This window comes from Azospirillum soli, assembly GCF_017876165.1.
Taxonomy (GTDB): Bacteria; Pseudomonadota; Alphaproteobacteria; order Azospirillales; family Azospirillaceae; genus Azospirillum; species Azospirillum soli.
Map to the genome: position 1 here is coordinate 47,193 of NZ_JAGINQ010000024.1, position 22,091 is coordinate 69,283.

Genomic DNA, 22,091 nt, shown 5'->3' on the forward strand with positions numbered 1-22,091 from the left:
CATTGTGCCGGAAGCATCCTCGGGTATGCGATTCAAGGATCCGGCGTGTTGCCCGCGCGAGCGTCTGGGGTCGGGGCATGCGGGATCGGGAACCGGCCGGGCCGGGAACAGTCGAGGACGACGCCGGCCGGGCCGAAGCCTCCGCCGGTGGCAAGCCGCGCTTGCAGGCGGCGGCGGTGGCGCTGGTCGGCGCGGTGGCGCTGGTCCTCGCCACCCTGACCGGCGTGGTGGGCGCCGCCTTCCTCGGCATCGTCGGCATCGCGGAACAGGCGCGTGACGTCACGGTGCCGCGCATCGGCGCCCAGCAGCAGAACGCCATGACCGCCGCACAATTGAGCCGCTTGGCCGAGGTCATCCTGAACAGCCGCGACCGCGCCCGACGCGCGGCATCGCTGGACGAGGCGGAGGCGCTGGCCAGCCAGTTCGCCCAGGTGGTGGACGTTTCCGTTCTGGAAAAGCTCGACCGCGCGCTGAACGCGGTGCGGCGGAGCAACCACCGCGCCGACCTGATCGACGCCCTGTCGGCCAGCATCCGCGAGACCCTGGCGGGGGTGGACGACGCGCTGGCGCTCGGTACCTCGCTGCTGGCCGAACCGGACCGGGCGGTGCAGGACTACGCCTTCCTCAGCAATCTCTACCACCTGCGCCGTCTCTACGGGCAGGCGATGGCGACCGACACGGCCGAGGCGCTGACGGTCGTGGACCACGATATCCTGACCCTGCTGCGCAACCAGCGCGCCCTCATCGGCGGCATCTCCGGCACGGCCAGCGAACAGCAGGGCCGGCTGCTGGCTGTGCTGGACCGCTTTGCCGCCGCGCGGACGTTGACCGATCTGCATCGCGGCCGGATCGCCGTGCAGGCGCAGATGCGCCAGGACAGCGACATCGCTTACCAGCAGTTGAAGCAGCTGGCCGACAGCCTATCCGGCGACGCCTCGGCCACCACGCTGGACATGGTGGAGCGGATCGTCGCCGACGGGCGGCGCGGCCTGTGGATCAGCATCGTCGGTATCGCGGCGACCATTCTGCTGCTGGGCGGCGTGACGCTGCTGCTGCGCCGGCATGTGGTGCGGCCGGTGCTGCGGGTCAGCCGGACGCTGCACGCGTTGCAGCAGGCCCCGCGCCCGGTGGCGCTGCCCCCCGCTTCGCTGGAGGAGTTCGATCGCATCGACCGCGCGGTCGAGCGCTTCGCCGAGGCGCTGGTCGCCCAGCAGGCGCAGACCGAGGCGTTGCGGGCCAGCGAGGGGCGGCTCAACACCATCCTGCAAAGTTCGCCCTTTCCCATCGTCATCGCCCGGCGCACCGATGGGCGCGTTCTGTTCGCCAACACCCCGACCGTCGATCTGCTGGAGCTTCCGTCCACCCACGCGCTGGGGTGCGCGATACCGGACTTTCTGGAAGAAACCATCGACTGGGTCGCCTTCGCCCAGGACATCTTCCGCCGGGGCCGGCTGACCGATTTCGAAACGCGGCTGAAAACTGCGGAGGGCCGGCCTTTCTGGGGCGTCATCTCGGCGATGGCGATGGATTACGGGGGTGAACCCTCGATGTTCCTGGCGCTGCACGACATTTCCACCCGCAAATACGCGGAGAATGCGCTGGTCGCCGCGAAGGAGCAGGCCGAACGCACCCTGATCGACCTGCAACGCACGCAGAAAAGCCTCGTCCAGGCGGAAAAGCTGGCTTCGTTGGGCGCGCTGGTGGCCGGCGTGGCGCACGAGATCAACACGCCCCTGGGCATCGGCGTGACCGCCGCCTCCTACCTTGCCGAACAGACGCGCGGCTTCAAGCGCATCGCCGCCGATGGAGGCGTGCGCCGCCGCGACCTGGAGGAGTTCATCGAGCGGATCGAGGAAGCCGCTGGCATGATCCTGTCCAACCTGGAGCGTGCCTGCTCGCTGGTGCAGAGCTTCAAGCAGGTCGCCGTGGACCAGACGTCGGAGGCGCGCCGGCCGTTCGACTTGCGCGACTATCTGGACGGCGTGTTGGGCAGCCTCGCCCCGCAGGTGAAGCGCACGCCGCACCGCGTGCTGCTCGACTGTCCAGACGGCGTCACCATGGACAGCTATCCGGGCGCCCTGTCGCAGGTGGTCTCGAACCTCGTCATCAATGCGCTGCTGCACGCGTTCGAGCCGGACGTTCCCGGCACCATCGTCATCGCGGTGCACCGGGAGGGGCCGTCCGCCGTCCTCCTCAACTTCACCGACAACGGCAAGGGCATCCCGCCGGAAAACCTGGAACGGATCTTCGAACCCTTCTTCACCACGCGACGGACGGAGGGCGGCAGCGGGCTCGGCCTGCACATCGTCCATAACATCGTGGTGGGCACGCTGGGCGGGCGCATTTCCGTGCAATCACACCCCGGCCAGGGCTGCCGCTTTACCATCCGCCTGCCGCTGACCGCCGCTGGCATGGCGCAGCCCGCTGCCGTCGCCGGGCGGGTCAAGGCTCCGCAGGAAGAGTTGGTGGCGTAAGGGCGAGGGGAGCGTCAGCTCCGCGCGCGCTCGACCTCCACGCCGACGCTGGCGGCGTCGGGAAACACGTCCAGCTTTTCCACGCGCACCTTCACCGACGCGATGCGCGCGTCGGCAAGGCAGCGCTCGGCGATGCGCTCGGCCAGCGTCTCGATCAGGGTGACGTGGCCCTGGTTGACCAGACCCTTCACCACGGCGGCCATGTCCTCGCCGGTGATGCCGGGGGCGATGGTCTCCAGATCCAGGTTCAGCCGGATGCGCTGCGGCTTGATCCGCTCGTGGGCGTAGACGCCGACGAGCGCGTCCATGACCAGATCGCGCACAAAGCAACGGGTGGACACCGCCGCCGGGGTCGAGCGGGGCAGCGGAGCGGTGACGGTGGCGAAGAGCTTGTTCATGGCGCACACGCCTAGCACGCCGCCGCGACCGTGCCAAGGCGTCGCGGCGGCGATAATTGGTGGGCACCGATGCCGATTTTGTTGGGCTTAAAGCGGATATCGATCCGCTTTGGACCGCGACGGCGGTCCCGGCCGCACGTGCGGCCGAAGCCTGGCCTCTCGCGGGAACGCAGTTCCCGCTGGCGGCAGGCGGATGCCAATGGCATCCGCTGAGAGCCGGCGAATGAGGCCATATGAATCTAAAGCGGATGCAAATTCGCTTTAGTTGGCCTCGGCGCGAATGCGTTCGCGCAGCACGTCGATGGGGCGCAGGTCGTCGCCCTCCTCGTAGTGCCAAAAGGTCCAGCCGTTGCAGGCCGGCAGGCCGGCCATGGCGGCACCCACCTGATGGATGGAGCCGCGATGATCGCCCCGCGCGTTGGAGCCGATCAGCGTGCCGTCCGCGCGGACACGGGCGATGCACCGGCGGCGCTGGTCGAACAGCGAGGTGCCGGGGCGCAGCAGCCCGCGCTCCACTACCCAGCCGAACGGGATGCGGGGGGCCGAGCGCTTCGGGGGCGTGTCGAGCACGCTGGGATCCGGCGCCTCCTCGACTGCGTCGATGCGGGCCTGGGCGGCCTTCACATAGGTGTCGTCGCGCTCCAGCCCGATCCAGTTGCGGCCCAGTCGCTTGGCGACGGCGCCCGTGGTGCCGGTGCCGAAGAACGGGTCCAGCACCGTGTCGCCCGGCCGGGAGGAGGACAGGATGACGCGGTAGAGCAGGGCTTCCGGCTTCTGCGTCGGATGGGTCTTGCGGCCCTCCTCGTCGCGCAGGCGTTCGCCGCCGCTGCAGATCGGCAGCAGCCAGTCGCTGCGCATCTGCAGATCGTCGTTCAGCGCCTTCATGGCGTCGTAGTTGAAGCGATAACGCGCGTCCTTGTCGCGGGACGCCCAGATCATCGTCTCGTGCGCGTTGGCGAAGCGCGTGCCGCGGAAGTTCGGCATCGGGTTCGTCTTGCGCCAGACGATGTCGTTCAAAATCCAGAAGCCCAGATTCTGCAACGTCGCGCCGACGCGGAAGATGTTGTGATAGCTGCCGATGACCCAGAGCGAGCCTTCCGGCTTCAGGATGCGGCGCGCGGCGGCGAGCCAGTCGCGCGTGAAGCGGTCGTAGGTCTCGAAATCATCGAACTTGTCCCAGTCCTCTTCCACACCATCCACGCGGGTGTGGTTCGGACGCAAGAGCTCGCCCCCAAGTTGGAGGTTATAGGGCGGATCCGCAAAGACGAGATCCACCGATTCAGGCGGCAATTCATTCATGAGGGCGATACAATCGCCCACGAGAATTTTGTTCAGGGGGAGCATTGACGCAACCAACAGCAGCGACTCACTCGCTGGGACAATGATTCGGTCCCGAGTCGCCGTCAACTGGTTTCTATCGCGGGAATCAGGCGCCTCAGTTGCTTAGCGCCTTTTGCTCGCGGACTGGTGCAAAACTGACTCGGTGGTGGTCGGTGACTCCGTGGCGGCGCAGTGCCTCCAGATGTTCCGGGGTGGGATAGCCGGCGTTGCGGTCCCATCCGTAATGAGGGTGCAGTTCAGCCAGCCGGCACATCTCGCGGTCGCGCGCCACCTTGGCGATGATCGAGGCGGCGGCGATGGACTGGCTCTTGCCGTCGCCCTTGACGATGGCCTCGGCCAGGCAGGGCAGGTCCGGCGTGAACTTGCCGTCGATCAGCGCGACGGCCGGCGGTTCCCCGGTCAGCGCCTCGTAGGCGCGCTTCATGGCGAGCAGGGTCGCCTTGTGGATGTTGAAATGGTCGATTTCCGCCGCCGTCGCCTCGGCCAGCGCGAAGGCCAGCGCGTGGGCACGGATTTCCGGTTCCAGATCCTCGCGAGCAGCGCGGCTCAGCGCCTTGCTGTCGTTGATGGCGCGGGCGAGCGCCTGGGGCAGGCCCTCCGGCGGCAGCACCACGGCGGCGGCGACCACCGGCCCGGCCAGCGGCCCGCGCCCGACCTCGTCAATGCCGCACACCCGCCGCCCCTGACCGAGCGTGGTTTCAAAGGACAGGTCGGGATGCGAGCGGGCAGCCTTGGGGCGCGTGGTCTTGGTCGTCGTCATAGCATTCGCGGAGAAGAGTGGGGTTTGTTTGACACAGATGGACACAGATAAACACAGATTAATAAAGATGAATCAATGCGCACCGGGCGTGTTCGCGAATGGCGGGGGCGTTGGCGCAATCCATCTGTGTTTATCTGTGTCCATCTGTGTCAAAAATCACTTCTGCCCCGCCAACTGCTCGATGTAGATGCGGGTGAGAGAGCGCAGGATCGGCGGCATGCTGGACAGCGCCTGGGTAAAGCTGTCCTTGCGGATGATCTCGCAGACGGTGGCCTCCAGCGCGACCGCCGTCGCGGCGCGCGGGCGGTGGGCGAGCAGCGCCAGTTCGCCGAAGATCCGGCCGGGGCCGAGCACCGCGATCTCCTCGCCTGACTTCTGGATGCTGACCAAACCCGACTGGATCAGATAGGCGCCCGTGCCCTCGTCGCCCTGCCGGAAGAACGTGTGGCCCTCGCGGAACATGCGGCGGTCCACGACCTTGTCGAAGGCGTTGGAGGAGCGGATGTCGGCCCCGCCCTCCTGCCGTTCCGGCTGGGGCAGGCCGTAGGTGCGGCGGATGGCGGCGATCAGACTTTCCAGCAGGTAGGCGGCCAGCGGCGGGCATTTGCCGAGCAAAGCGCGAAAGGTGTCGCGGCACAGCTCGACCGCCTCGACCTCGTTCAGCGCGCGCACGGTGGCGCTGCGCAGCCCGTCGTCCAGCAGGGCCATCTCGCCGACGATGGCGCCGCGCCCGACCGTGCCCAGGCGGCGCATGCCCTCCGGCCCTTCCAGCAGCACCTCCAACTCGCCCGCCTCGATCAGCCACGCGCGGTCGCCGGGCTCGCCCTGGCGGATCAGGACGGTGCCGGCGGGAAAGCGGCGATTCCGCACCTCGGCCCCAATCTTGGTCATTTGGCGGTTTTGCTCATGAGGTGGCCCATCCCTCGTTCGATGTCGACAGCTTAGCTCAAGTACGGGCGCTGCCGCATGGTGGATCTTGTGACGGGATCTTGGCGAAGCGAAACGGCTGCGCTATGCATGGCGCCCTCAAGAGGAAAGGCCTGACCCATGACCGACTGCCCCTGCCGTTCCGGCAAGGCCCTGGACGCCTGCTGCGGCCCCTATCTCGACGGCACCGCGACCCCGCCGACCGCCGAAGCGCTGATGCGCTCGCGCTATTCGGCCTTCGCGACCGGCAAGATCGACTACCTCCAGGAGACCCTGCTGCCGGAAACGCGCGAGGACTTCGACCGCAAGGAGATCGAGGCCTGGGCCAAGAACAGCGTCTGGACCGGTCTTGAGGTCCGCTCCACCGAGGCCGGCGACGAGCAGGACGAGGAAGGCGTGGTCGAGTTCGTCGCCAACTTCATGATGAACGGCAAGCCGCAGAAGCACCACGAGACCAGCCGCTTCGCCAAGCGCGACGGCCGCTGGTACTATGTGGACGGCACGCTGGGCGCCCGCCCGCGCAGCGGCCCGAAGGTCGGCCGCAACGACCCGTGCCCCTGCGGCAGCGGCAAGAAGTTCAAGAAGTGCCACGGGGCGGCGGCCTGACGTCCGAGTCTCCCCGATTCGCGCTCTGATTGAGACATTTTTGGTCGCTCAGAACCCCGGAGCCGGCCGTGGGGAGGACTTTGTCCGGTCTTTCTGGTCCTCCCCTGCGTTCTCAATTGAAAAGCGCGGCGGAACGGATCATCTTCGAGGTTCCGCGTCTCGGTTGAGGGGGCGCGGCGTATCACGACAGATGAGACCACGTATGTTCGACCGTCCGCAGCGCAACAACAGCTTCCGCGCTCCCGAGATCACCCAGCGCAACATCCGCGCCACCGTCAAGTGGTTCAACGGCACCAAGGGCTTCGGCTTCGTCACGCCCGAGGATGGTTCGCCGGATGCCTTCCTGCACTCCACTGTTCTGCAGTTCTGCGGACACGACAGCCTTCCCGAGGGTGCGACCATCACCTGCGACCTGTCGCGCGGCCCGAAGGGCCCGCAGGTCGCCACCATCCACGACGTCGACACCTCGACCGCCAGCCCGAGCCGTCCGGCCCGCGCCCCGCGCGACCGTGACTCCGGCGGCTGGGACAACGGCGGCGGCTATGGCGGTGGCGGCTACGGCGGCTACGACAGCGGCGCCGAGGAGACCGTGGACGGCACCGTGAAGTGGTTCAACACCTCCAAGGGCTTCGGCTTCATCGCCCCGTCCACCGGCGGCAAGGACATCTTCGTCCACATCCGCGCTCTGGAGCGTTCGGGCGTGAGCGCGCTGGCCGACGGCGAGCAGGTGCGGGTGACCATCCGCCAGGGCGCCAAGGGTCCGGAAGCGCAGCGCATCGAAGTGGTCTGATCGCACGCGTACCGCTTAAGAAAAAGCCCTCCGCCCAGTTTGGGCGGAGGGCTTTTTTATTCTCCTCTCCCCAGGGGGAGGGGCAAAGGTTGTTTACGGCCGGGGCTGCTTACGGGCGGCCGATCAGGGTGCCCATCAGGCGGGTGCGGATGGCGGCGACGGCGCATTCCATGGGGCGGTCGGCGTCCGGCTTGGGTTCGGTAGCCGCCACGTCCGGGCACAGCTCCTCCATTTTCCAGGCGCGCGCGGGCGGCGGCGGCGGAGCGTTGGGGTCGCAGGTGGCCGGGTCGGGGTGGGTTTCCTCGGTGTTGCCGTTGGTCGGCTTGATCTCCAGGTTCGGCGAGATGCCGAAACAGTCCACCAGGGCGCCCGACGGGCGGAAATAGCGCGCCGTGGTCAGGCGGATGCCGATGTCCCCGGTCAGGGACGAGATGGTTTGGACCGACCCCTTGCCATAGCTGCGCGTGCCGAACAGCAGCGCGCGGCTGTGGTCCTGCAACGCGCCCGCCACGATCTCCGACGCCGAGGCCGAGCCGCTGTTGACCAGCACGACCACCGGCAGCCCGGCCAGCAGGTCGCCCGGCGTGCCGGTGTAGCGGCGGTTCTCGTCCGGGTCGCGGCCGCGCACCGACACGATGTCCACCCCTTCCAGGAAGCGGTCGGCGACGTTGACCGCCTGGTCGAGCAGGCCGCCGGGATTGTTGCGCAGATCGACCACGGCGCCGGCCAGCTTGCCGTTCGACTGCCGGCGCATGTCCTCCACCGCCTCGTCCAGCGAATGGGCGGTCTGCTGGTTGAAGGCGGCGATGCGGATGTAGGCCACGTCGCCCTCCAACCGGTAGCGCACCGGCTGGATCTTCACCACCGCGCGGGTCAGGGAGACGCGGAACGGCGAGTCGTTGGCGGTGCGCCGCATGGTCAGGGCGACCGAGGTGCCGACCGGCCCGCGCATGCGGGCGACCGCGTCGCGCAGGTTCAGGCCCTTCACCTGAAGCTCGTCGATCTTGGTGATCAGGTCGCCGGTGCGCAGGCCGGCGCGGGCGGCGGGCGACCCGTCGATGGGGGAAACGACGCGGATCAGCCCGCTGTCGTCGTCCATCGTCACCTCGATGCCCAGGCCGCCGAACTCGCCCTGCGTCTGCTCGCGCATGTAGCGGAAATGCTCGGAATCGAGGAAACTTGAATAAGGATCGAGCGAGCTGAGCATGGCGTCCAGCGCCGCTTCGGTCAGCGCACGGTCGTTGGCGCCGGGCTCGTCCTTCTTTTTCTTCTGAAGGCCGGCGACCGCCTTTTCGACCAGCACCTGCGGCGGCGACGGTTTGACATGTTCGGCCAGCACGCGGCGCATCACGTCGGCGAACAGGATGTAGTTGCGGTCCGAGGTGGACGGAACCGTCGCGGTGCCTTTGACCTTCGCGAACTCCTGCCGATAGCGCTCCAGCGCGGCGCTGGTTTCGGCGCGTGACGTCGGCGCCACCGCGCATGCCGGCCCCATCGCCGCCATCAGCAGCAACAGCGCCATGAGCAGTTTCGCCATCCTGCGCCCCTCTCCACAGGCCGGTCCGGCCGGCACATTCAAATCCATCGAACCTACTATACCAGGGGTTTCGCCTGCCGGAAGTTTACGGGCGGTGTGTACGTACCTTCGGGCAGGCCGGAATAGCCTTCCGACATTCGGACGTTCCGCCTAAAACAAACCTAGCACGTCGGTCAAGCAATCTCAAAGTCCGCCCCCGGCAACCCCGCCCCGCTCAAGTCCCCTCCGCCCCAGTCCGCTCCGGAGCAGGGCGTTCGTCTAACATAGGGTGTGCGAAGCCGCGCCGTTCAATCCCGGACGGGGAGGGGCATGGTCCGAGAAATTTAACCTTAATAGGCACCCTTGCCACTGACCATCACGCCCGCCGTGCGCAACAGGATGTGGATGTCGCCCCAAAGGCTCCACCCCAGGACATAGGCGGTGTCCATTTGCACCCGCCGCACATAGTCCACGTCGTTGCGGCCGCTGACCTGCCACAGCCCGGTCAGGCCCGGCCGGCAGCGGGTGTAGAAGGCGAAGCAGGCGTGATAGCGGCAGACCTCCTCTTCCACGATGGGGCGGGGACCGACCAAGCTCATTTCCCCGGTCAGGACGTTGAACAGCTGCGGCAGCTCGTCCAAGCTGGTCCGGCGTAGGATGTGGCCGATCCAGGTCACGCGGGGATCGTTGCGCAGCTTGCGCGTCGCCTCCCATTCGGCGCGCGCCTCCGGATTGTTCGCCAGAAAGGAGTCGAACGCCTCCTGCGCGTTGACGACCATGGAGCGGAACTTCCAGCAGGTGAAGCCGCGCCCGTCCGCCCCGATGCGCCGGTGCCCGAACACCGCCGGGCCACCATCGAACGTGATCAGCAAAGCCACCACCAGCATCAGCGGCCCGAACAGCACCAGCAGGCCCAGTGCCCCCACCACGTCGAACACCCGCTTCACCCGGTTGCCGTACAGCGGTTCGGCGAAGGGCAGCCGGGCAACCAGTTCCGCCGCCGACGCCGTGCCGGCCAGGGAGACGGGGGCGAGCGGGGCCGCACCCAGCTGGATGGACTGCGGAATTGCCATTGGTCCCTCATGCAAGCTTGCGCTTCATCCGGGGGAGGCAACGCGCAGGGCTGCGCTCAAGGTCCGCTGAAAGGCTTGGCATCCGGCGGGTCGGTCGCGGTACGCCCGCAGGCCGTCTTGAAACGGGAAGGGGGCAACCCCTTTCGCCGGGATCAGCAAATCCGGGGAAGCTGCTCGCCCGACAGCCAGTCCACGATCCGCTTGCCGCCGAAGCGCGTCTCCATCTGCACGAAGCGGTGGGCGTCCTCCACCACCGTCCCGACGACGGCGGCCTCCGCCCCCAGCGGGTGGGCGCGCATAGTGGCCAGCAGGCGGCCGGCGTCCTCGGCGGCGCAGATGGCGATCAGCTTGCCCTCGTTGGCGACGTAGAGCGGGTCGAGCCCCAAAAGCTCGCAGGCGGCGGCAACCTCGGGGCGGACGGGGATGTCGGCCTCGCGCAGCATCATGCCGACGCTGGACTGGTGGGCGATCTCGTTCAGCGTGGTGGCGAGCCCGCCGCGCGTCGGGTCGCGCAGCACATGCACGTCCGGCACCGCCTCCACCATCCCGGCGACGAGGCCGTGCAGGGCGGCGCTGTCCGACCGGATGTCCGTCTCGAACCGCAGGTTCTCGCGGGTGGACATGATCGCGACGCCATGGTCGCCCATGGTGCCGCTGACCAGGATCGCATCGCCGGGCCGTGCGCGCTCGCCGGACGGCGCCACGCCCGGCGGCACCACGCCGATGCCGGTGGTGGTGATGAACACGCCGTCGCCCTTGCCGCGCTCCACCACCTTGGTGTCGCCGGTGATGATGGACACGTCGGCCTCGCGCGCGGCGGCGGCCATGCTGTCCACCAGCCGCTTCAGGTCGGCCAGCGGGAAGCCTTCCTCCAGGATGAAGCCGGCGGTGAGGTACAGCGGCTTCGCGCCCGCCATGGCCACGTCGTTCACCGTGCCGTGCACGGCCAGCGATCCGATGTCCCCGCCGGGGAAGAACAGCGGCGAGACGACGAAGCCGTCGGTCGTCATCACCATGCGCCCGGCCGGCACGTCGAAGGCCGCCTGATCGTTGCCTTGGTCGAGCAGCGGGTTGGCGAAGGCCGCCGCGAACAGCTCCCGCACCAGCTGGGCCATGGCCTTACCGCCCGACCCGTGGCTCATGTCCACGGCCCCATGCGCGAGGTCGAGCTTGCGGGTGAACAGGCGGCGGTCGGTCATGACGGTCTTTCCGAATTCAGACGGCGGCGTCGGCGGCGGAGGGAATGGTGCCGGCCTCGGCCAGCAGGGCCAGCGTGCGTTCCGCCTCCTCGGGGTCGAGCTTGGACAGCGCGTAGCCGACGTGGACGATGACGTAGTCGCCGACCTCCACCCCCTCGACCAGGGCCAGGGAGCAGGCGACCTTCACCCCGCCCAGGCTGACCGTGGCGCGGTCTTCGTCCAGCAGTTCGACGACGCGGGCGGGAACGGCGAGGCACATGGGGTGACGTCCTTCTACAACAGCGTCTGTGCGGCGACCCAGGCCTGACCCAGGCTGAGGCCGCCGTCGTTGGCCGGTGCTTGGCGGGGCAGCAGAGCGGTGATTCCGCGCCGCGCGAAGCCCTCCGTCAAGCCTTCGGCCAGCACCGCGTTCATCAGGCAGCCGCCCGACAGCGCGATCCGGTCGAGCCGCCGGGCGGACAGAGCGGGCGTCGCCCAGTCCACCAGCGCGGCGGCCAGGGTGCCATGGAACCGGTCGGCGCCCTCCTGCGCATTGATCTGCAACAAACTTTCCAGGAGCGGCGTGAGGTCCAGAACGCCGCCGTCGATGCGCCAGCCGTCCTTGAGAACCGTCGGCGTCCGCACCAGCGATTCCAGCACCATCGGCGCTTCGCCCTCGAACCCGGCCACGGCGCGCACGCCCAGCAGGCCGCAGGCGGCGTCGAACCAGCGTCCGCAGGAACTGGTCGGCGGCGCGTTGAACCCGCTCTCGATCAGCTGGCGCACGCCGTCCGCCGGGCCGCATCCCTTGAAGCGCTCCACGATCTCGTCCGCCTGGCCCATGCGGGCGAGCGCCGCCGCGCCCATCCGCCAGGGCTGCCGCGCCGCTACGTCGCCACCGGGCTGCGCCAGCGGGGCGAGGTGCCCGATCCGCTCGAAGCACACGCCGTCCACCAGCAGCATCTCACCGCCCCAGGACCCGCCGTCCGCCCCCAGCCCGAACCCGTCCAGCGCCAGCCCGAGCGCCGGCCCCTCCACGCCATGCTCCGCCAGAACGGTGGCGACGTGGGCGTGGTGGTGCTGCACGGGGATGGTGGGGATGCCCAGGGATTCGGCGAAGCGGCTGCTCTGGAAATCCGGGTGGAGGTCGTGGGCGGCGGCGGCCGGTGTCACCTCTAGGATGTGGCGCAGATGGGCGACGGTCTCCTCGAGGAAATCCAGCGTCGCGGCGTTGTCGAGATCGCCGATGTGCTGGCTGAGAAAGGCCTCGTCGCCCCGCGTCAGGCACACGGTCGTCTTGAGATGCCCGCCGACCGCCAGAACCGGCGGCACCGCACGCGGCAGTCGGATCGGCACCGGCACATGCCCGCGCCCGCGCCGCAGGAAGGCCGGAGCACCCGCCACCACCCGCATAACGCTGTCGTCCGCCCGCACGAGGATGTCGCGGTCATGGTCCACGATCAAATCGGCGATGCCCACCAGACGTTGGTGCGCCTCCTCGTTGCCGATGGCGAGCGGCTCTCCGCCGGGGTTGGCCGAGGTCATCACCAGGGCAAGGTTCTGGGGTTCCTTCAGCCACGCGGTCCCCTCCGGCCGTCCGGCGGCCTCGTGGAACAGCAGGTGATGAATCGGCGTGTAGGGCAGCATGACCCCGAGCCACGCGAGATCCGGGGCAATGTCGTGGGGAAGGTTACAGCCAGAACGCCGACGCAGCAGCACGATCGGCCGGGCAGCCCCTTCCAGCAACGCCCGCTCCGCCGCGCTCACCTCCGCGAACCGCTCGGCCGAGGCCGCGTTCGCCACCATCAGCGCGAAGGGCTTGCCGTTGCGCTGCTTCCGCACCCGCAATCGGGCCACCGCCTCCGCATCGAAGGCGTTGCAGGCGAGGTGGAAGCCCCCCAGCCCCTTGATCGCGACGATCTTCCCGGCCTTCAGCGCCGCCAGCACATCCTCGATGGGATGGGACAGGCGCGGCCCGCAGGCCGGACAGGCAATCGGCTGTGCGTGGAAGCGCCGGTTCGCCGGATCGCCATACTCGGCGGCGCAGTCCGGGCACATCGGAAAGCCCGCCATGGAGGTCTGCGGCCGGTCGTAGGGCAGCCGCCGCGTGATGGTGAAGCGCGGGCCGCAATGGGTGCAGTTCAGGAACGGGTAGCGATAGCGGCGGTCGCGCGGATCGAACAGCTCGGCGAGGCAGCCCGGGCACACGGCGGCGTCCGGCCCGACTCCGGTCGTCACCGCTCCGCCCTCCGAAGCGCGGATCGCGAAACCCGCCTCACCGGGGATGGCCGCGATGCCCGTCGCCTCCACCGCGTCGATGCGGGCGAGCGGCGGGGCCTCCGCCTTCAGCGCTTTCAGAAAGAGAGGCAGATCGCCGCCCTGAACCTCGGCCAGCACGCCCTCGCCGTCGTTCAGCACCCAGCCGGTCAGGCCCAGGCGGTGCGCCAGTCCATAGGCGAAGGGCCGGAAGCCGACCCCTTGCACCTGACCACGGACCCGGACGCGAAGGCGCTTCACCGCGCGGCGACCGCCACGCCTGCGCCGATCATCAGAGTGCCGGCGCCCTGGTTCAGGGCCTTCAACGCTTTCGCGCTGCGGAACAGATGGCGGGCGCGCGCGGCGGCCAGCGAGTAGGCCAGCAGCACGCAGCTCAACACGACCACGATGATGCCGGCCATCAGGGCGGCGTCCGTGGCGGTGACCCTGGTCAGGTCCACGAAGGCCGGTAGGAAGGCCATGTAGAACAGGATCGTCTTGGGGTTCGACAGGGTCATCGCCAGACCGCTGGCGAAGCCGCGCAGTTGCGCGCCCTCGACCGGCGGCACCTCGGCGACGGTCACCGGCGCCCGCCATGTGCGGATGCCCAGCCAGATCAGATAGCCGGCGGCGGCGAAGCGCAGCACGGTGAACAGCCCCTCGAACGCCTGAGCCACGGCGGCCAGCCCGCCGATGGCCAGCGCCAGCAGCACGAGGTCGCCCACGACCATCCCGCCGATGAAGCCCAGGTTGCGCCGGCACCCCATGGCGAGCGAGCGGGCGACCACGGCGAAGATGCCGGGGCCGGGGCTCGCCATGAAATACAGGCAGGCGCCGGCCATCAGGAGGAGGTCGCCGGCACTCATCCTTTCCGCGCCCCCTTGGCTTTTGCCAGACCCGCCTCGATCCAGGCGTACCAGCGGTCCAGACCCTGGCCGCCGGTGGCCGACAGCTCGATCACTTCCAGCGAGGGCTTCAGGCGGCGGGCGTAGTCGATCATGCGCGCGACGTCGAAGGTCAGGTGCGGCAGCAGGTCCACCTTGTTGACGATCAGCAGGTCGGCCGAGGCGAACATGGCGGGGTACTTCAGCGGCTTGTCCTCACCCTCGGTGACCGACAGCACGACGACCTTGTGCGCCTCGCCCAGGTCGAAGCCGGCCGGGCAGACGAGGTTGCCGACATTCTCGATGAACAGCACGCTCTCGTCGGCGACCGGAAGGCGGCCGACCGCCTGGGTCACCATCTGGGCATCGAGATGGCAGCCCTTGCCGGTGTTGACCTGGATGGCCGGCGTGCCGGTGGCTCGGATGCGGTCGGCGTCGAAGGAGGTCTGCTGGTCGCCCTCGATCACCGCGACGGGGAAGCGGCCCTTCAGATCGGTCAGCGTGCGGGTGAGCAGGGTGGTCTTTCCCGAACCGGGGCTGGACATCAGGTTCAGCACGAACACGCCCTTGGCCGCGAACAGCTGCCGGTTCACCGCCGCGAAGCTGTCGTTCTTGGCGAGGATGTCCTGCTCGATGGCGACCAGCCGCGTCTGGCTCATCCCTGGAACCTCGGTGCCGGCCGGTCCCCGGCTCAGATCGACGGTGCCGTGATCGTGGTCATCGTGGGCATGGTGGTGATGGTCGTGGCTGTGGAGAAAAACCTTGCCGTCCGGTCCGACATGCTCGTGTTCGTGCCCATGATCATGGTCGTGGTGATGGCCATCGTGGTGATGATCGTGGCCATGCTCATGCCCGTGATCATGATGACCATGGGCTTCATGGTGGTGTCCGCGATTCTGATGGTGCCCGTGGGTGTGGCGATAGACCTTGCCGTCGGGGCCGACATGCTCGTGCTCATGCCCGCCTTCGATTTTCGCTTCGCCCTCGGCGCAGCCGCAGACCGTGCACATCACTCGACCTCCAGTTCCTTGACCCGCAACTCTTCCCCGCCGGTCACCACCAGCTGATGCCCGCCACAGTCCGGGCAGGGATCGAACCGCTCGGCGAGCGGGACCGGCTTTTCACAGGACAGGCAGAACGCCTCGCCGGGCGGGCGCTCGATGGCGAGCGTCGCTCCTTCCGCGATGGTGCCTCGGCTGACCGCGTCAAAGCCGAACTCTATCGCTTCAGGTTCGACGTGGGAAAGGGTTCCGATGACCAGACGAACGGTTTTCACCCGCGTGAATCCCTGGACCGCCGCCTGTTCGCGGATCACGTCGATGATCCCCTGGCTCAGCGCCAACTCATGCATGGGCGGGGTCCTCCTGTTCGATGGCGATGGTGCAGGCGACGCACGGGTCGAGCGCGGTCATCAGCAACCCGGCGCGCTCCCGCAGGCCATCGTCCGCCGTCGCCCCGGTCAGCCCGCGGGCGAGCGGCCCATCGGCGGCGAAGTTCCATTCGGTGGGCGCCACCATGCGGTAATCGGTGATGCGGCCCGCCTCCAGGCGCACCCAATGGGCCAGCCGTCCGCGCGCCGTGTCCACGGCTCCGCTTCCCAGCCCCGTTCCGCCGGAACCGCTAACCGGATCGGCCGGCGTGAGCGAAGCGACCAGAGCCGCCATCCGCGCTGGCAGTTCGGCCAGTTCCACCAGTCTGGCCGCGACATGGGCAGCAATGCCAGAGCCATGACGATTCAACAGTGCCGCGACCAGCGGGTGCGCGGTGTGCCGCGCCAGCGGCCCGGTGTGCGCCGGGGCGCCATTCTGGTCGGGCCTGTCGGAAAAACCAGGCGCCGCGGCCAGCCGTTCGCCGAACCAGCGGGCGGGGTGGGGCGCCAGAGCGGCCACGCCGCAGGCGCCAAACCCGGCGAACCCCGGCTCCAGCGCACGGCGCATCAGCCGGGCGGCGGGCGTTGCCTCCACAGCGGCCCATGCGGACAGAGCCTCCACGCCGGTCGGCACCGCCCCCCCGAAGACGACCTGCTCCACTTGGTCCCGCACCCGTATGGCCGCTCGTTCCAGCGCGTCCCGGTCCGGCCGCAGGACACCGCCGCCGGGACGCAGCCCGTCGCGCGCCGGGTAGAGCGCCTTGGGAATCCCCGCCGTCGCGGCGCGCAAGACCGCAAGCGCCCGTGGCTGCGGTTCCTTGCCCAGCCGCTTCGGCCATTCGATCAGGGCTTGCCACGCGTGGCTTTCCGTCGTCTCGGCCAGGACCAGCAACGCGCGGGCGGCGGCGTGCGGGGCGGCGTTGATGCCCAACGCCTCTTCCAAAGCCTCGGTGGCGGCCAGCGCCTGCGCGGTGCCGCACAGGCTGAACAGCAGGGGCACCAGCCGCACCGCCTCGTCCGGCATGCGGCCGACGAGGGCGCGGGCGGCGTTGGGGCGACGGACTCGCACGTCGGCGGCGCGTACCTGCCCGTCAGCCACCGACAGGCGCACTGAAATTGAACCTTCCAAGCCGCCGGCTGTGGTCATCCGCGCCCACCCCGGAACAGCGACCGGCGGGATAGGGCGGGTTTAGCTTCCTTAGGCTCCGTCTTCTCAAGGGCCGGCCCTTCGGGTTCCGGCGCGCGCATCAACTGGTCCAGTGCCAGCCCCGCCGCCGCACGGGCGTCCTCTTGGCTGGTGAACACGTTCATCGCCGACACCAGCGGGATCACCGCCAGCGTGCCCAGAGCCCCCACCCGCGCGGCGGTGGCGCGGTAGGCACCGGACGGCAGCGCGATGTCCGTCTTGTCGCCGTCGCGCAAGCCTGCCCATTCCGCCGGATCGCGCGGGATCAGCACGGCGTTGAGGAACCAGGGCGCGATCACGCAACCGAACCAGCCGGGCGCATGCGGGCGAAAGCCCACCGCCTCCACCGACAGGGCGGCGTTGCAGATGGGCACGTCGGCCATGTCGCGCTCGGCAATCAGGCGGTAGGCGGCGATCAGCGCGTTCACCCGCGTCACCAGGAGGTCGGTTGCGTCTGATCCGGGCAGGGCAAATCCATGCTGCGGGCCGTCGCAGCCGGGGCAGCACCAGTAATCGGGCAGCCGGCCGAAGGGCGTGCCGGGCGGCACCTCGCGCGCCGGATCGCCGGCCGCCGGGTCGTAGACCGCGCCGCAGCCACCACAGGCCAGCCGCGCGTCGCCCTCGAAACCCGCCGTGCTCAAGTCGACTCCTTGGGCGCCATCAGGTCGGCGAACAGGTGATCGACGTTCTCCCCCTTCGCGGCCAGCAGGATGGCGTCGAGCGCGTTGTTGATCGGCTCCACCTCCTCCTCGTCCAGCGCGCGGACGGCGTTGTCCAGATGCACCAGCACCCAGCCGCCGGGCGGTACCTCCTCGATCAGCATGACGTTGATGCGCCGCTCCTCGCCCCGGCCGGTGCACAGCGCCGTGAAGCCGTCGGTCTCAAGGACCTGCATCGGAATGCCGAGACACATGCGCCCATTCCTAACCTCTGATCGGCGGCATCTTGGCCGGGGTGGTCCTGCGCACATTGATGTGCGTCAAACATGCAGCCTACGGACGGTTTCCGCAGGCTGACCCATTTCCAACCGTGGTCATTCTGGTAGGATGGAAGACGCTTTGCGCGCGGTGGGGTGGGGTCGGTCGCGCGCCGTTCTAAGAACAGCAGGGGAATGCACCGGATGAAACGTTTCGCTCTCGCGTCGGCTCTCGCGGCTGCGGCCATGGCCGCTCTGCCCAACGCGGCGCTCGCCCACACCTTCGGCGCCCACGACGCCGGGTTCGTTCACGGCTTCATGCATCCGGTCGGCGGTTGGGATCACCTGCTGGCGATGGTCGCCGTCGGCCTGTGGGCCGCGCAGCGGAGCGGTGCCGCCCTGTGGGCTCTGCCGGCGGCATTCGTCGCCGCGATGATCGGCGGCGGCCTGCTCGGCATGGCCGGCGTGGCGCTGCCGCAGGTCGAACTGGGCATCGTCCTGTCGGTGGTCGTGCTGGGCGGGTTGATCGCCCTCCAGTCGCGTCTGCCGCTGCTGGCCTCGGCCGGCGTCGTCGCCCTGTTCGCCGTCTTCCACGGCTATGCCCACGGCGCGGAGATGCCGGAAGCCGCCCAGCCGGCGCTCTACGGCCTGGGTTTCGCGCTGGCCACGGCGCTGCTGCACGCCGCCGGCATCGGTGCCGCGCTGTCGCTCCGGCGCTTCGTCGAGGGCCGCGCCGGCGCGCTGGCCCTGCGCGGCGTCGGCGCCCTGGTCGGCCTTTCCGGCGCGGCGCTGATCGCGTTCGGCTGAGGAGCTGGCCGCAAGGCCGATTCGGTTGAAAAGGCCCGGCGGGACCACCCGCCGGGCCTTTTTCTTTGCCGAGGATATTTGGAATTCCTGAGCAAAACCACAGGTTTGGAGATTTCCTGCGCACTCTCTTTTCGAACGGCGCGGCGGCGGCCATGCTTGCGGTCGCCTAATCCTTGGGGAGAGAGTGAGTTCATGAGACAGTCCACCGCTGCCGCCCTGCGGGGCGCTCTGGTCGCCCCCCTGGTCGCTCTGGCGCTGGCCGTTCCGGCGGCGCTCGTCACGGCCCCGGCCGAGGCCGCCCCGCCGGCCCAGATGAAGACGCAGGCGCCGGGCTTCTACCGCATGGCGCTGGGTGACTTCGAGGTCACCGCGCTGTACGACGGCTTTGTCGATCTCGATCGCAAGCTGCTGAAGGGTGCCAGCGCCGAGGACGTGCAAAGCCTGCTCGCCCGCATGTTCCTCGACAACACGCCGGGCGTGCAGACGGCAGTCAACGCCTACCTCGTCCACACCGGGCAGAATCTGGTGCTGGTCGATGCCGGTACGGCCAAGGCCTTCGGCCCCAACCTGGGCTTCATCGTGGACAACATCCGCGCCGCCGGCTACGACCCAGCGCAGGTGGACGCGGTGTTGCTGACGCACCTGCACCCCGACCACGCCAACGGTCTGCTGACGCCGGACGGCAAAATTGCCTTCCCCAACGCCGAGGTCCGCGTGGCGAAGGCCGACGCCGATTTCTGGCTGAGCGAGGAGATCGCGGCCAAGGCCCCGGCGGACGCACAGGCCTTCTTCAAGATGGCGCGCAATGCGGTCGCCCCCTATGTGGCGACGGGCAAGTTGAAGCCCTACGCGGAGGGCGAGACGCTGCTGCCCGGCGTGACGGTGGTGGCGGAGCCCGGCCACACGCCGGGCCATTCCGGCTATCTGTTCACCTCCAAGGACCAGAGCATCCTGGTGTGGGGTGACCTCGTCCACAGCCACTCGGTCCAGTTCGCCCGGCCCGAGATCGCCATGGAGTTCGACGTGGATCAGACGCAGGCGATCGCCACCCGAAAGAAGGTTTTCGCCGACGCGGCGGCGCAGAAGCTGTGGGTCGCCGGCGCGCACCTGCCGTTCCCCGGCATCGGCCACGTCCGCACCGAGGGCAACGGCTACGCCTGGGTGCCGGTGGAATACGGCCCGATCCGCACGGACCGGTAAGCGGCGGACGTTCACCCGCTCTCCCGCGAACGGCGGGGGAGCGGTTGTGGAGCCTTATCCCCGCCGGACGATGGACAGGAAGCTGGACACCTCGCTGGACAGGTTCTGGGACTCGCCCAGCAACGCCTGAGCGGCGGTCAGCAGTTCCTCGGCGTTGGCGCCGGTTTCGCTGGCCTGACGGGACACATCGTCGATGCTGGCGGTCACCGCGTGGGTGCCCGACGACGCCTCCTGCACGTTGCGGGCGATCTCGCGGGTGGCGGCGCCCTGCTGGTCCACTGCCACGGCGACCGTGCCGGTGATGTCGCTGATGCGCCGGATGGTCTCCACGATGGTGGAGATGGCGTCCACCGCCTTGTGGGTCTCGCCCTGGATGCCCGCCACCTGGCTCTGGATGTCCTCGGTGGCCTTGGCGGTCTGGTTGGCGAGGTTCTTCACCTCTTGCGCCACCACGGCGAAGCCCTTGCCGGCCTCGCCCGCGCGCGCCGCCTCGATGGTTGCGTTCAGCGCCAGCAGGTTGGTCTGGGCGGCGATGGAGTTGATGAGTTCCACCACCTCGCCGATGCGGTTGGCGGCGTCGGCAAGGCCCTGCACCGTGGCGTTGGTGGACTGCGCCTCGCCCACGGCACGGTCGGCGACCTGGGTCGCCTCGCCCACATGGCGGCTGATCTCGCCGATGGAGGCGGTCAGTTCCTCGGCGGCCGCCGCGACCGTCTCTACGTTGCTCGACGCCTGCTGGGAGGAGGTGGAGACGGTGGACACCGCCGCCTGGGTGTTCTCGGCGCTCTGCGACAGGCGTTCGGCGTTGCCGCGCATGCGCTGGGCGGATTCGGTGACGGAGCGCACCACCACGTCGATCTTGCCGGCGAAGCTCTGCGTCGCCCGGTCGATCTCATTGCGGCGGCGCGACTGCTCGGCCTCCGCCTCGTGCTGGCGGCGGGCCAGTTCCTCGGCGGCCGTCAGGCTGTCCTTGAAGCCGGCGACGGCGCGGGCCATGTCGCCGATCTCGTCGCTGCGGTCGGTGTCCTCAACGGCGATGGAGAAGTCCTTGCGCTGGATCGCGGCCATCACGTCCGACAGCCGGTGCAGAGCGCGCATCTGCCCCTTGACGTAAAGATAGGTCAGCAGGCACAGCGTCGCGCCGATCAGCAGCGACACGGCGCCGATGCGCCAGCCCAACTGGTCGATGATCGCGTAGAACTCGCCCTTGGGGATGCCGACGGCCAGCGCGCCCACGACCTTGCCGCCGGCGTCCTTCAGCGGCGTGTAGGAGACCAAGTACGGGACGCCGAGCACTGGATATTCGCCGAGGAAGCTCTCGCCGCGCATCACCCGCTGGTAAAGGTCCCTGTCGATGTCGGAGCCGACCGGGCGGCTGCCGTCCGCCTTTTTCAGCGTTGTGGCGACCCGGATGTTCTCGCGCAGCAGGGTGACGACCACGCCCAGCGCGTCGCTGATGCGGTCCACATGATCGAAGCTGCCTTCCAGCACCTTGTCGCCCAGCACCAGCTTGCCGTCCACCAGCTTGTACGGAGCCTTCGTCGGGTTCAGCATTTCGAGGGCGACGCGCATGTTCATGCTTTGCCGCGCGATTTCCTGGCGCTTCAGGTCGTCGGTGACGAAGTACAGCGCAGCGAACACGATGGCGGCGCAGCTGACGATCGTTCCGACGATGTTGAGCGCGACCAGCTTCTGGTTGAAGGACAGCCGGCTGAAGAGACTGGCCATGCGATGGTTCCTGCCCGATGTTGCTCGTGGTTGCTGAGTGGTGCGGCTAAAAACCCTGAAGGCAGTAGGGTATCAGAGCGTGTGTGCGCACTGCAACCGGATGGAGGTGCGTCTTCGCGTCCCGCGTGCGTCGCCCCTGCCTATCAGGCTTTTTGGATCGGCTCCACGCCGTGACGGCGCAGTTCGGTGACGATCAGGTCCACCATCTCTGGAACCTTCGCCTCGATCTCCGGCGACAGCATCAGGCCGGTGCCCAGCGCCAGCGGCACGCAGCCGATCACCGTCACCGTCTGCGGCCCTTCCTCCTGCAACTTCAGCGAGGCCAGCAGGTCCGACAGGCCGAGCTGGTGCGGCGACAGCTTGCCCTTGAAATAGGCCGGCACCTCGTCCCCGCGCAGCACCACCAGCGTGGCCGGGTCGGCGCCGGTCTTCACAGCGTCGATGGCAATCAGGTGATCGTGGCTGGCGATGATGTCCAGCATGTCCATGCCGCAGGTGCCGCCGTCGATGACGCTGACATGCTCCGGCACCGCCCATTGCGCGTCGAACGCCTCCATGGCGCGCACGCCGACGCCTTCGTCCATCAGAAGGATGTTGCCGAGACCGAGGACGAGGATGGACATGGGGCGAATGCTCCTGTGCGGGATCGGGGGTGCACGAATAACCGGAACCGGCGCCGCGC

General features: G+C 68.8%; 22 protein-coding genes. 5 read left to right on the plus strand and 17 right to left on the minus strand.

What is annotated here, in order from left to right; all coding sequences use genetic code 11:
• Nucleotides 1–77: 77 nt before the first annotated feature.
• Nucleotides 78–2,474, plus strand: coding sequence for a sensor histidine kinase (locus tag J2852_RS26220; RefSeq protein WP_209881377.1), 2,397 nt, complete (start codon nucleotides 78–80; stop codon nucleotides 2,472–2,474).
• A 14-nt stretch (nucleotides 2,475–2,488) separates the two neighbouring features.
• On the opposite strand, the gene J2852_RS26225 is transcribed toward J2852_RS26220, so the two are convergent.
• The 4 genes from J2852_RS26225 to J2852_RS26240 all read right to left on the minus strand — a co-directional run bounded on the left by J2852_RS26225 (nucleotide 2,489) and on the right by J2852_RS26240 (nucleotide 5,864).
• On the minus strand, nucleotides 2,489–2,872 hold the full coding sequence (locus J2852_RS26225) for a dihydroneopterin aldolase (RefSeq protein ID WP_209881378.1): 384 nt from the start codon (nucleotides 2,870–2,872) through the stop codon (nucleotides 2,489–2,491).
• A gap of 261 nt (nucleotides 2,873–3,133) precedes the next feature.
• Nucleotides 3,134–4,216, minus strand: coding sequence for a site-specific DNA-methyltransferase (locus tag J2852_RS26230; RefSeq protein WP_209881380.1), 1,083 nt, complete (start codon nucleotides 4,214–4,216; stop codon nucleotides 3,134–3,136).
• 91 nt (nucleotides 4,217–4,307) lie between these two features.
• Complete coding sequence (locus tag J2852_RS26235) at nucleotides 4,308–4,973, minus strand: ribonuclease HII (RefSeq protein WP_209881382.1); 666 nt, start codon at nucleotides 4,971–4,973, stop codon at nucleotides 4,308–4,310.
• A gap of 156 nt (nucleotides 4,974–5,129) precedes the next feature.
• Nucleotides 5,130–5,864 carry a cyclic nucleotide-binding domain-containing protein gene (locus J2852_RS26240; protein WP_209881384.1) on the minus strand — a complete coding sequence of 245 codons (735 nt, stop codon included), beginning with the start codon at nucleotides 5,862–5,864 and terminating at the stop codon, nucleotides 5,130–5,132.
• A gap of 156 nt (nucleotides 5,865–6,020) precedes the next feature.
• On the opposite strand from J2852_RS26240, the gene J2852_RS26245 reads away from it, so the two are divergent.
• Together J2852_RS26245 and J2852_RS26250 are read left to right on the plus strand one after the other, a co-directional pair.
• Nucleotides 6,021–6,506 carry a YchJ family protein gene (locus J2852_RS26245; RefSeq protein WP_209881385.1) on the plus strand — a complete coding sequence of 162 codons (486 nt, stop codon included), beginning with the start codon at nucleotides 6,021–6,023 and terminating at the stop codon, nucleotides 6,504–6,506.
• A 202-nt stretch (nucleotides 6,507–6,708) separates the two neighbouring features.
• The gene (locus tag J2852_RS26250) at nucleotides 6,709–7,296 is read left to right on the plus strand and encodes a cold-shock protein (protein ID WP_209881387.1); all 588 of its coding nucleotides are present in this window, start codon (nucleotides 6,709–6,711) and stop codon (nucleotides 7,294–7,296) included.
• Between the two features lie 109 nt (nucleotides 7,297–7,405).
• Here the strand turns inward: J2852_RS26250 and J2852_RS26255 are convergent, their stop codons facing one another.
• The 11 genes from J2852_RS26255 to J2852_RS26305 all read right to left on the minus strand — a co-directional run bounded on the left by J2852_RS26255 (nucleotide 7,406) and on the right by J2852_RS26305 (nucleotide 17,671).
• Entirely contained in the window at nucleotides 7,406–8,833 is a 1,428-nt protein-coding gene (locus J2852_RS26255; RefSeq protein ID WP_209881389.1) for a S41 family peptidase, read from the minus strand.
• Between the two features lie 329 nt (nucleotides 8,834–9,162).
• Nucleotides 9,163–9,885, minus strand: coding sequence for a sugar transferase (locus J2852_RS26260; protein ID WP_209881391.1), 723 nt, complete (start codon nucleotides 9,883–9,885; stop codon nucleotides 9,163–9,165).
• A gap of 152 nt (nucleotides 9,886–10,037) precedes the next feature.
• Entirely contained in the window at nucleotides 10,038–11,084 is a 1,047-nt protein-coding gene (gene hypE, locus J2852_RS26265; RefSeq protein ID WP_209881393.1) for a hydrogenase expression/formation protein HypE, read from the minus strand.
• Between the two features lie 16 nt (nucleotides 11,085–11,100).
• Nucleotides 11,101–11,343 (minus strand): HypC/HybG/HupF family hydrogenase formation chaperone, encoded by a 243-nt coding sequence (locus J2852_RS26270; protein WP_209881395.1) that lies wholly within the window; start codon nucleotides 11,341–11,343, stop codon nucleotides 11,101–11,103.
• A 14-nt stretch (nucleotides 11,344–11,357) separates the two neighbouring features.
• Nucleotides 11,358–13,580 carry a carbamoyltransferase HypF gene (hypF, locus tag J2852_RS26275; protein WP_209881396.1) on the minus strand — a complete coding sequence of 741 codons (2,223 nt, stop codon included), beginning with the start codon at nucleotides 13,578–13,580 and terminating at the stop codon, nucleotides 11,358–11,360.
• Entirely contained in the window at nucleotides 13,577–14,185 is a 609-nt protein-coding gene (locus J2852_RS31745) for a LysE family translocator (RefSeq protein ID WP_209881398.1), read from the minus strand. Before J2852_RS31745 ends, hypF begins: the two co-directional genes overlap by 4 nt.
• Nucleotides 14,182–15,213 (minus strand): hydrogenase nickel incorporation protein HypB, encoded by a 1,032-nt coding sequence (gene hypB, locus J2852_RS26285; RefSeq protein ID WP_209881400.1) that lies wholly within the window; start codon nucleotides 15,211–15,213, stop codon nucleotides 14,182–14,184. The genes J2852_RS31745 and hypB overlap by 4 nt, the downstream gene beginning before the upstream one ends.
• Nucleotides 15,213–15,554, minus strand: a complete 342-nt coding sequence (hypA, locus tag J2852_RS26290) for a hydrogenase maturation nickel metallochaperone HypA (RefSeq protein ID WP_209881402.1) — start codon at nucleotides 15,552–15,554, stop codon at nucleotides 15,213–15,215. The genes hypB and hypA overlap by 1 nt, the downstream gene beginning before the upstream one ends.
• The gene (locus J2852_RS26295; protein WP_209881404.1) at nucleotides 15,547–16,719 is read right to left on the minus strand and encodes a nickel-dependent hydrogenase large subunit; all 1,173 of its coding nucleotides are present in this window, start codon (nucleotides 16,717–16,719) and stop codon (nucleotides 15,547–15,549) included. Before J2852_RS26295 ends, hypA begins: the two co-directional genes overlap by 8 nt.
• Entirely contained in the window at nucleotides 16,716–17,399 is a 684-nt protein-coding gene (gene hybE, locus J2852_RS26300; protein WP_209881406.1) for a [NiFe]-hydrogenase assembly chaperone HybE, read from the minus strand. The genes J2852_RS26295 and hybE overlap by 4 nt, the downstream gene beginning before the upstream one ends.
• Nucleotides 17,396–17,671 carry a HypC/HybG/HupF family hydrogenase formation chaperone gene (locus J2852_RS26305; protein ID WP_209881408.1) on the minus strand — a complete coding sequence of 92 codons (276 nt, stop codon included), beginning with the start codon at nucleotides 17,669–17,671 and terminating at the stop codon, nucleotides 17,396–17,398. Before J2852_RS26305 ends, hybE begins: the two co-directional genes overlap by 4 nt.
• Nucleotides 17,672–17,878: 207 nt before the next feature.
• On the opposite strand from J2852_RS26305, the gene J2852_RS26310 reads away from it, so the two are divergent.
• Both J2852_RS26310 and J2852_RS26315 read left to right on the plus strand, forming a co-directional pair.
• A complete protein-coding gene (locus J2852_RS26310) occupies nucleotides 17,879–18,481 on the plus strand; it encodes a HupE/UreJ family protein (RefSeq protein ID WP_209881411.1) in 603 nt (200 codons plus the stop codon).
• Between the two features lie 192 nt (nucleotides 18,482–18,673).
• Entirely contained in the window at nucleotides 18,674–19,681 is a 1,008-nt protein-coding gene (locus J2852_RS26315) for an MBL fold metallo-hydrolase (protein WP_209881412.1), read from the plus strand.
• A 54-nt stretch (nucleotides 19,682–19,735) separates the two neighbouring features.
• On the opposite strand, the gene J2852_RS26320 is transcribed toward J2852_RS26315, so the two are convergent.
• On the minus strand, nucleotides 19,736–21,409 hold the full coding sequence (locus tag J2852_RS26320; protein ID WP_209881415.1) for a methyl-accepting chemotaxis protein: 1,674 nt from the start codon (nucleotides 21,407–21,409) through the stop codon (nucleotides 19,736–19,738).
• Between the two features lie 143 nt (nucleotides 21,410–21,552).
• The gene (locus tag J2852_RS26325) at nucleotides 21,553–22,032 is read right to left on the minus strand and encodes a HyaD/HybD family hydrogenase maturation endopeptidase (protein WP_209881417.1); all 480 of its coding nucleotides are present in this window, start codon (nucleotides 22,030–22,032) and stop codon (nucleotides 21,553–21,555) included.
• Nucleotides 22,033–22,091 lie beyond the last annotated feature (59 nt).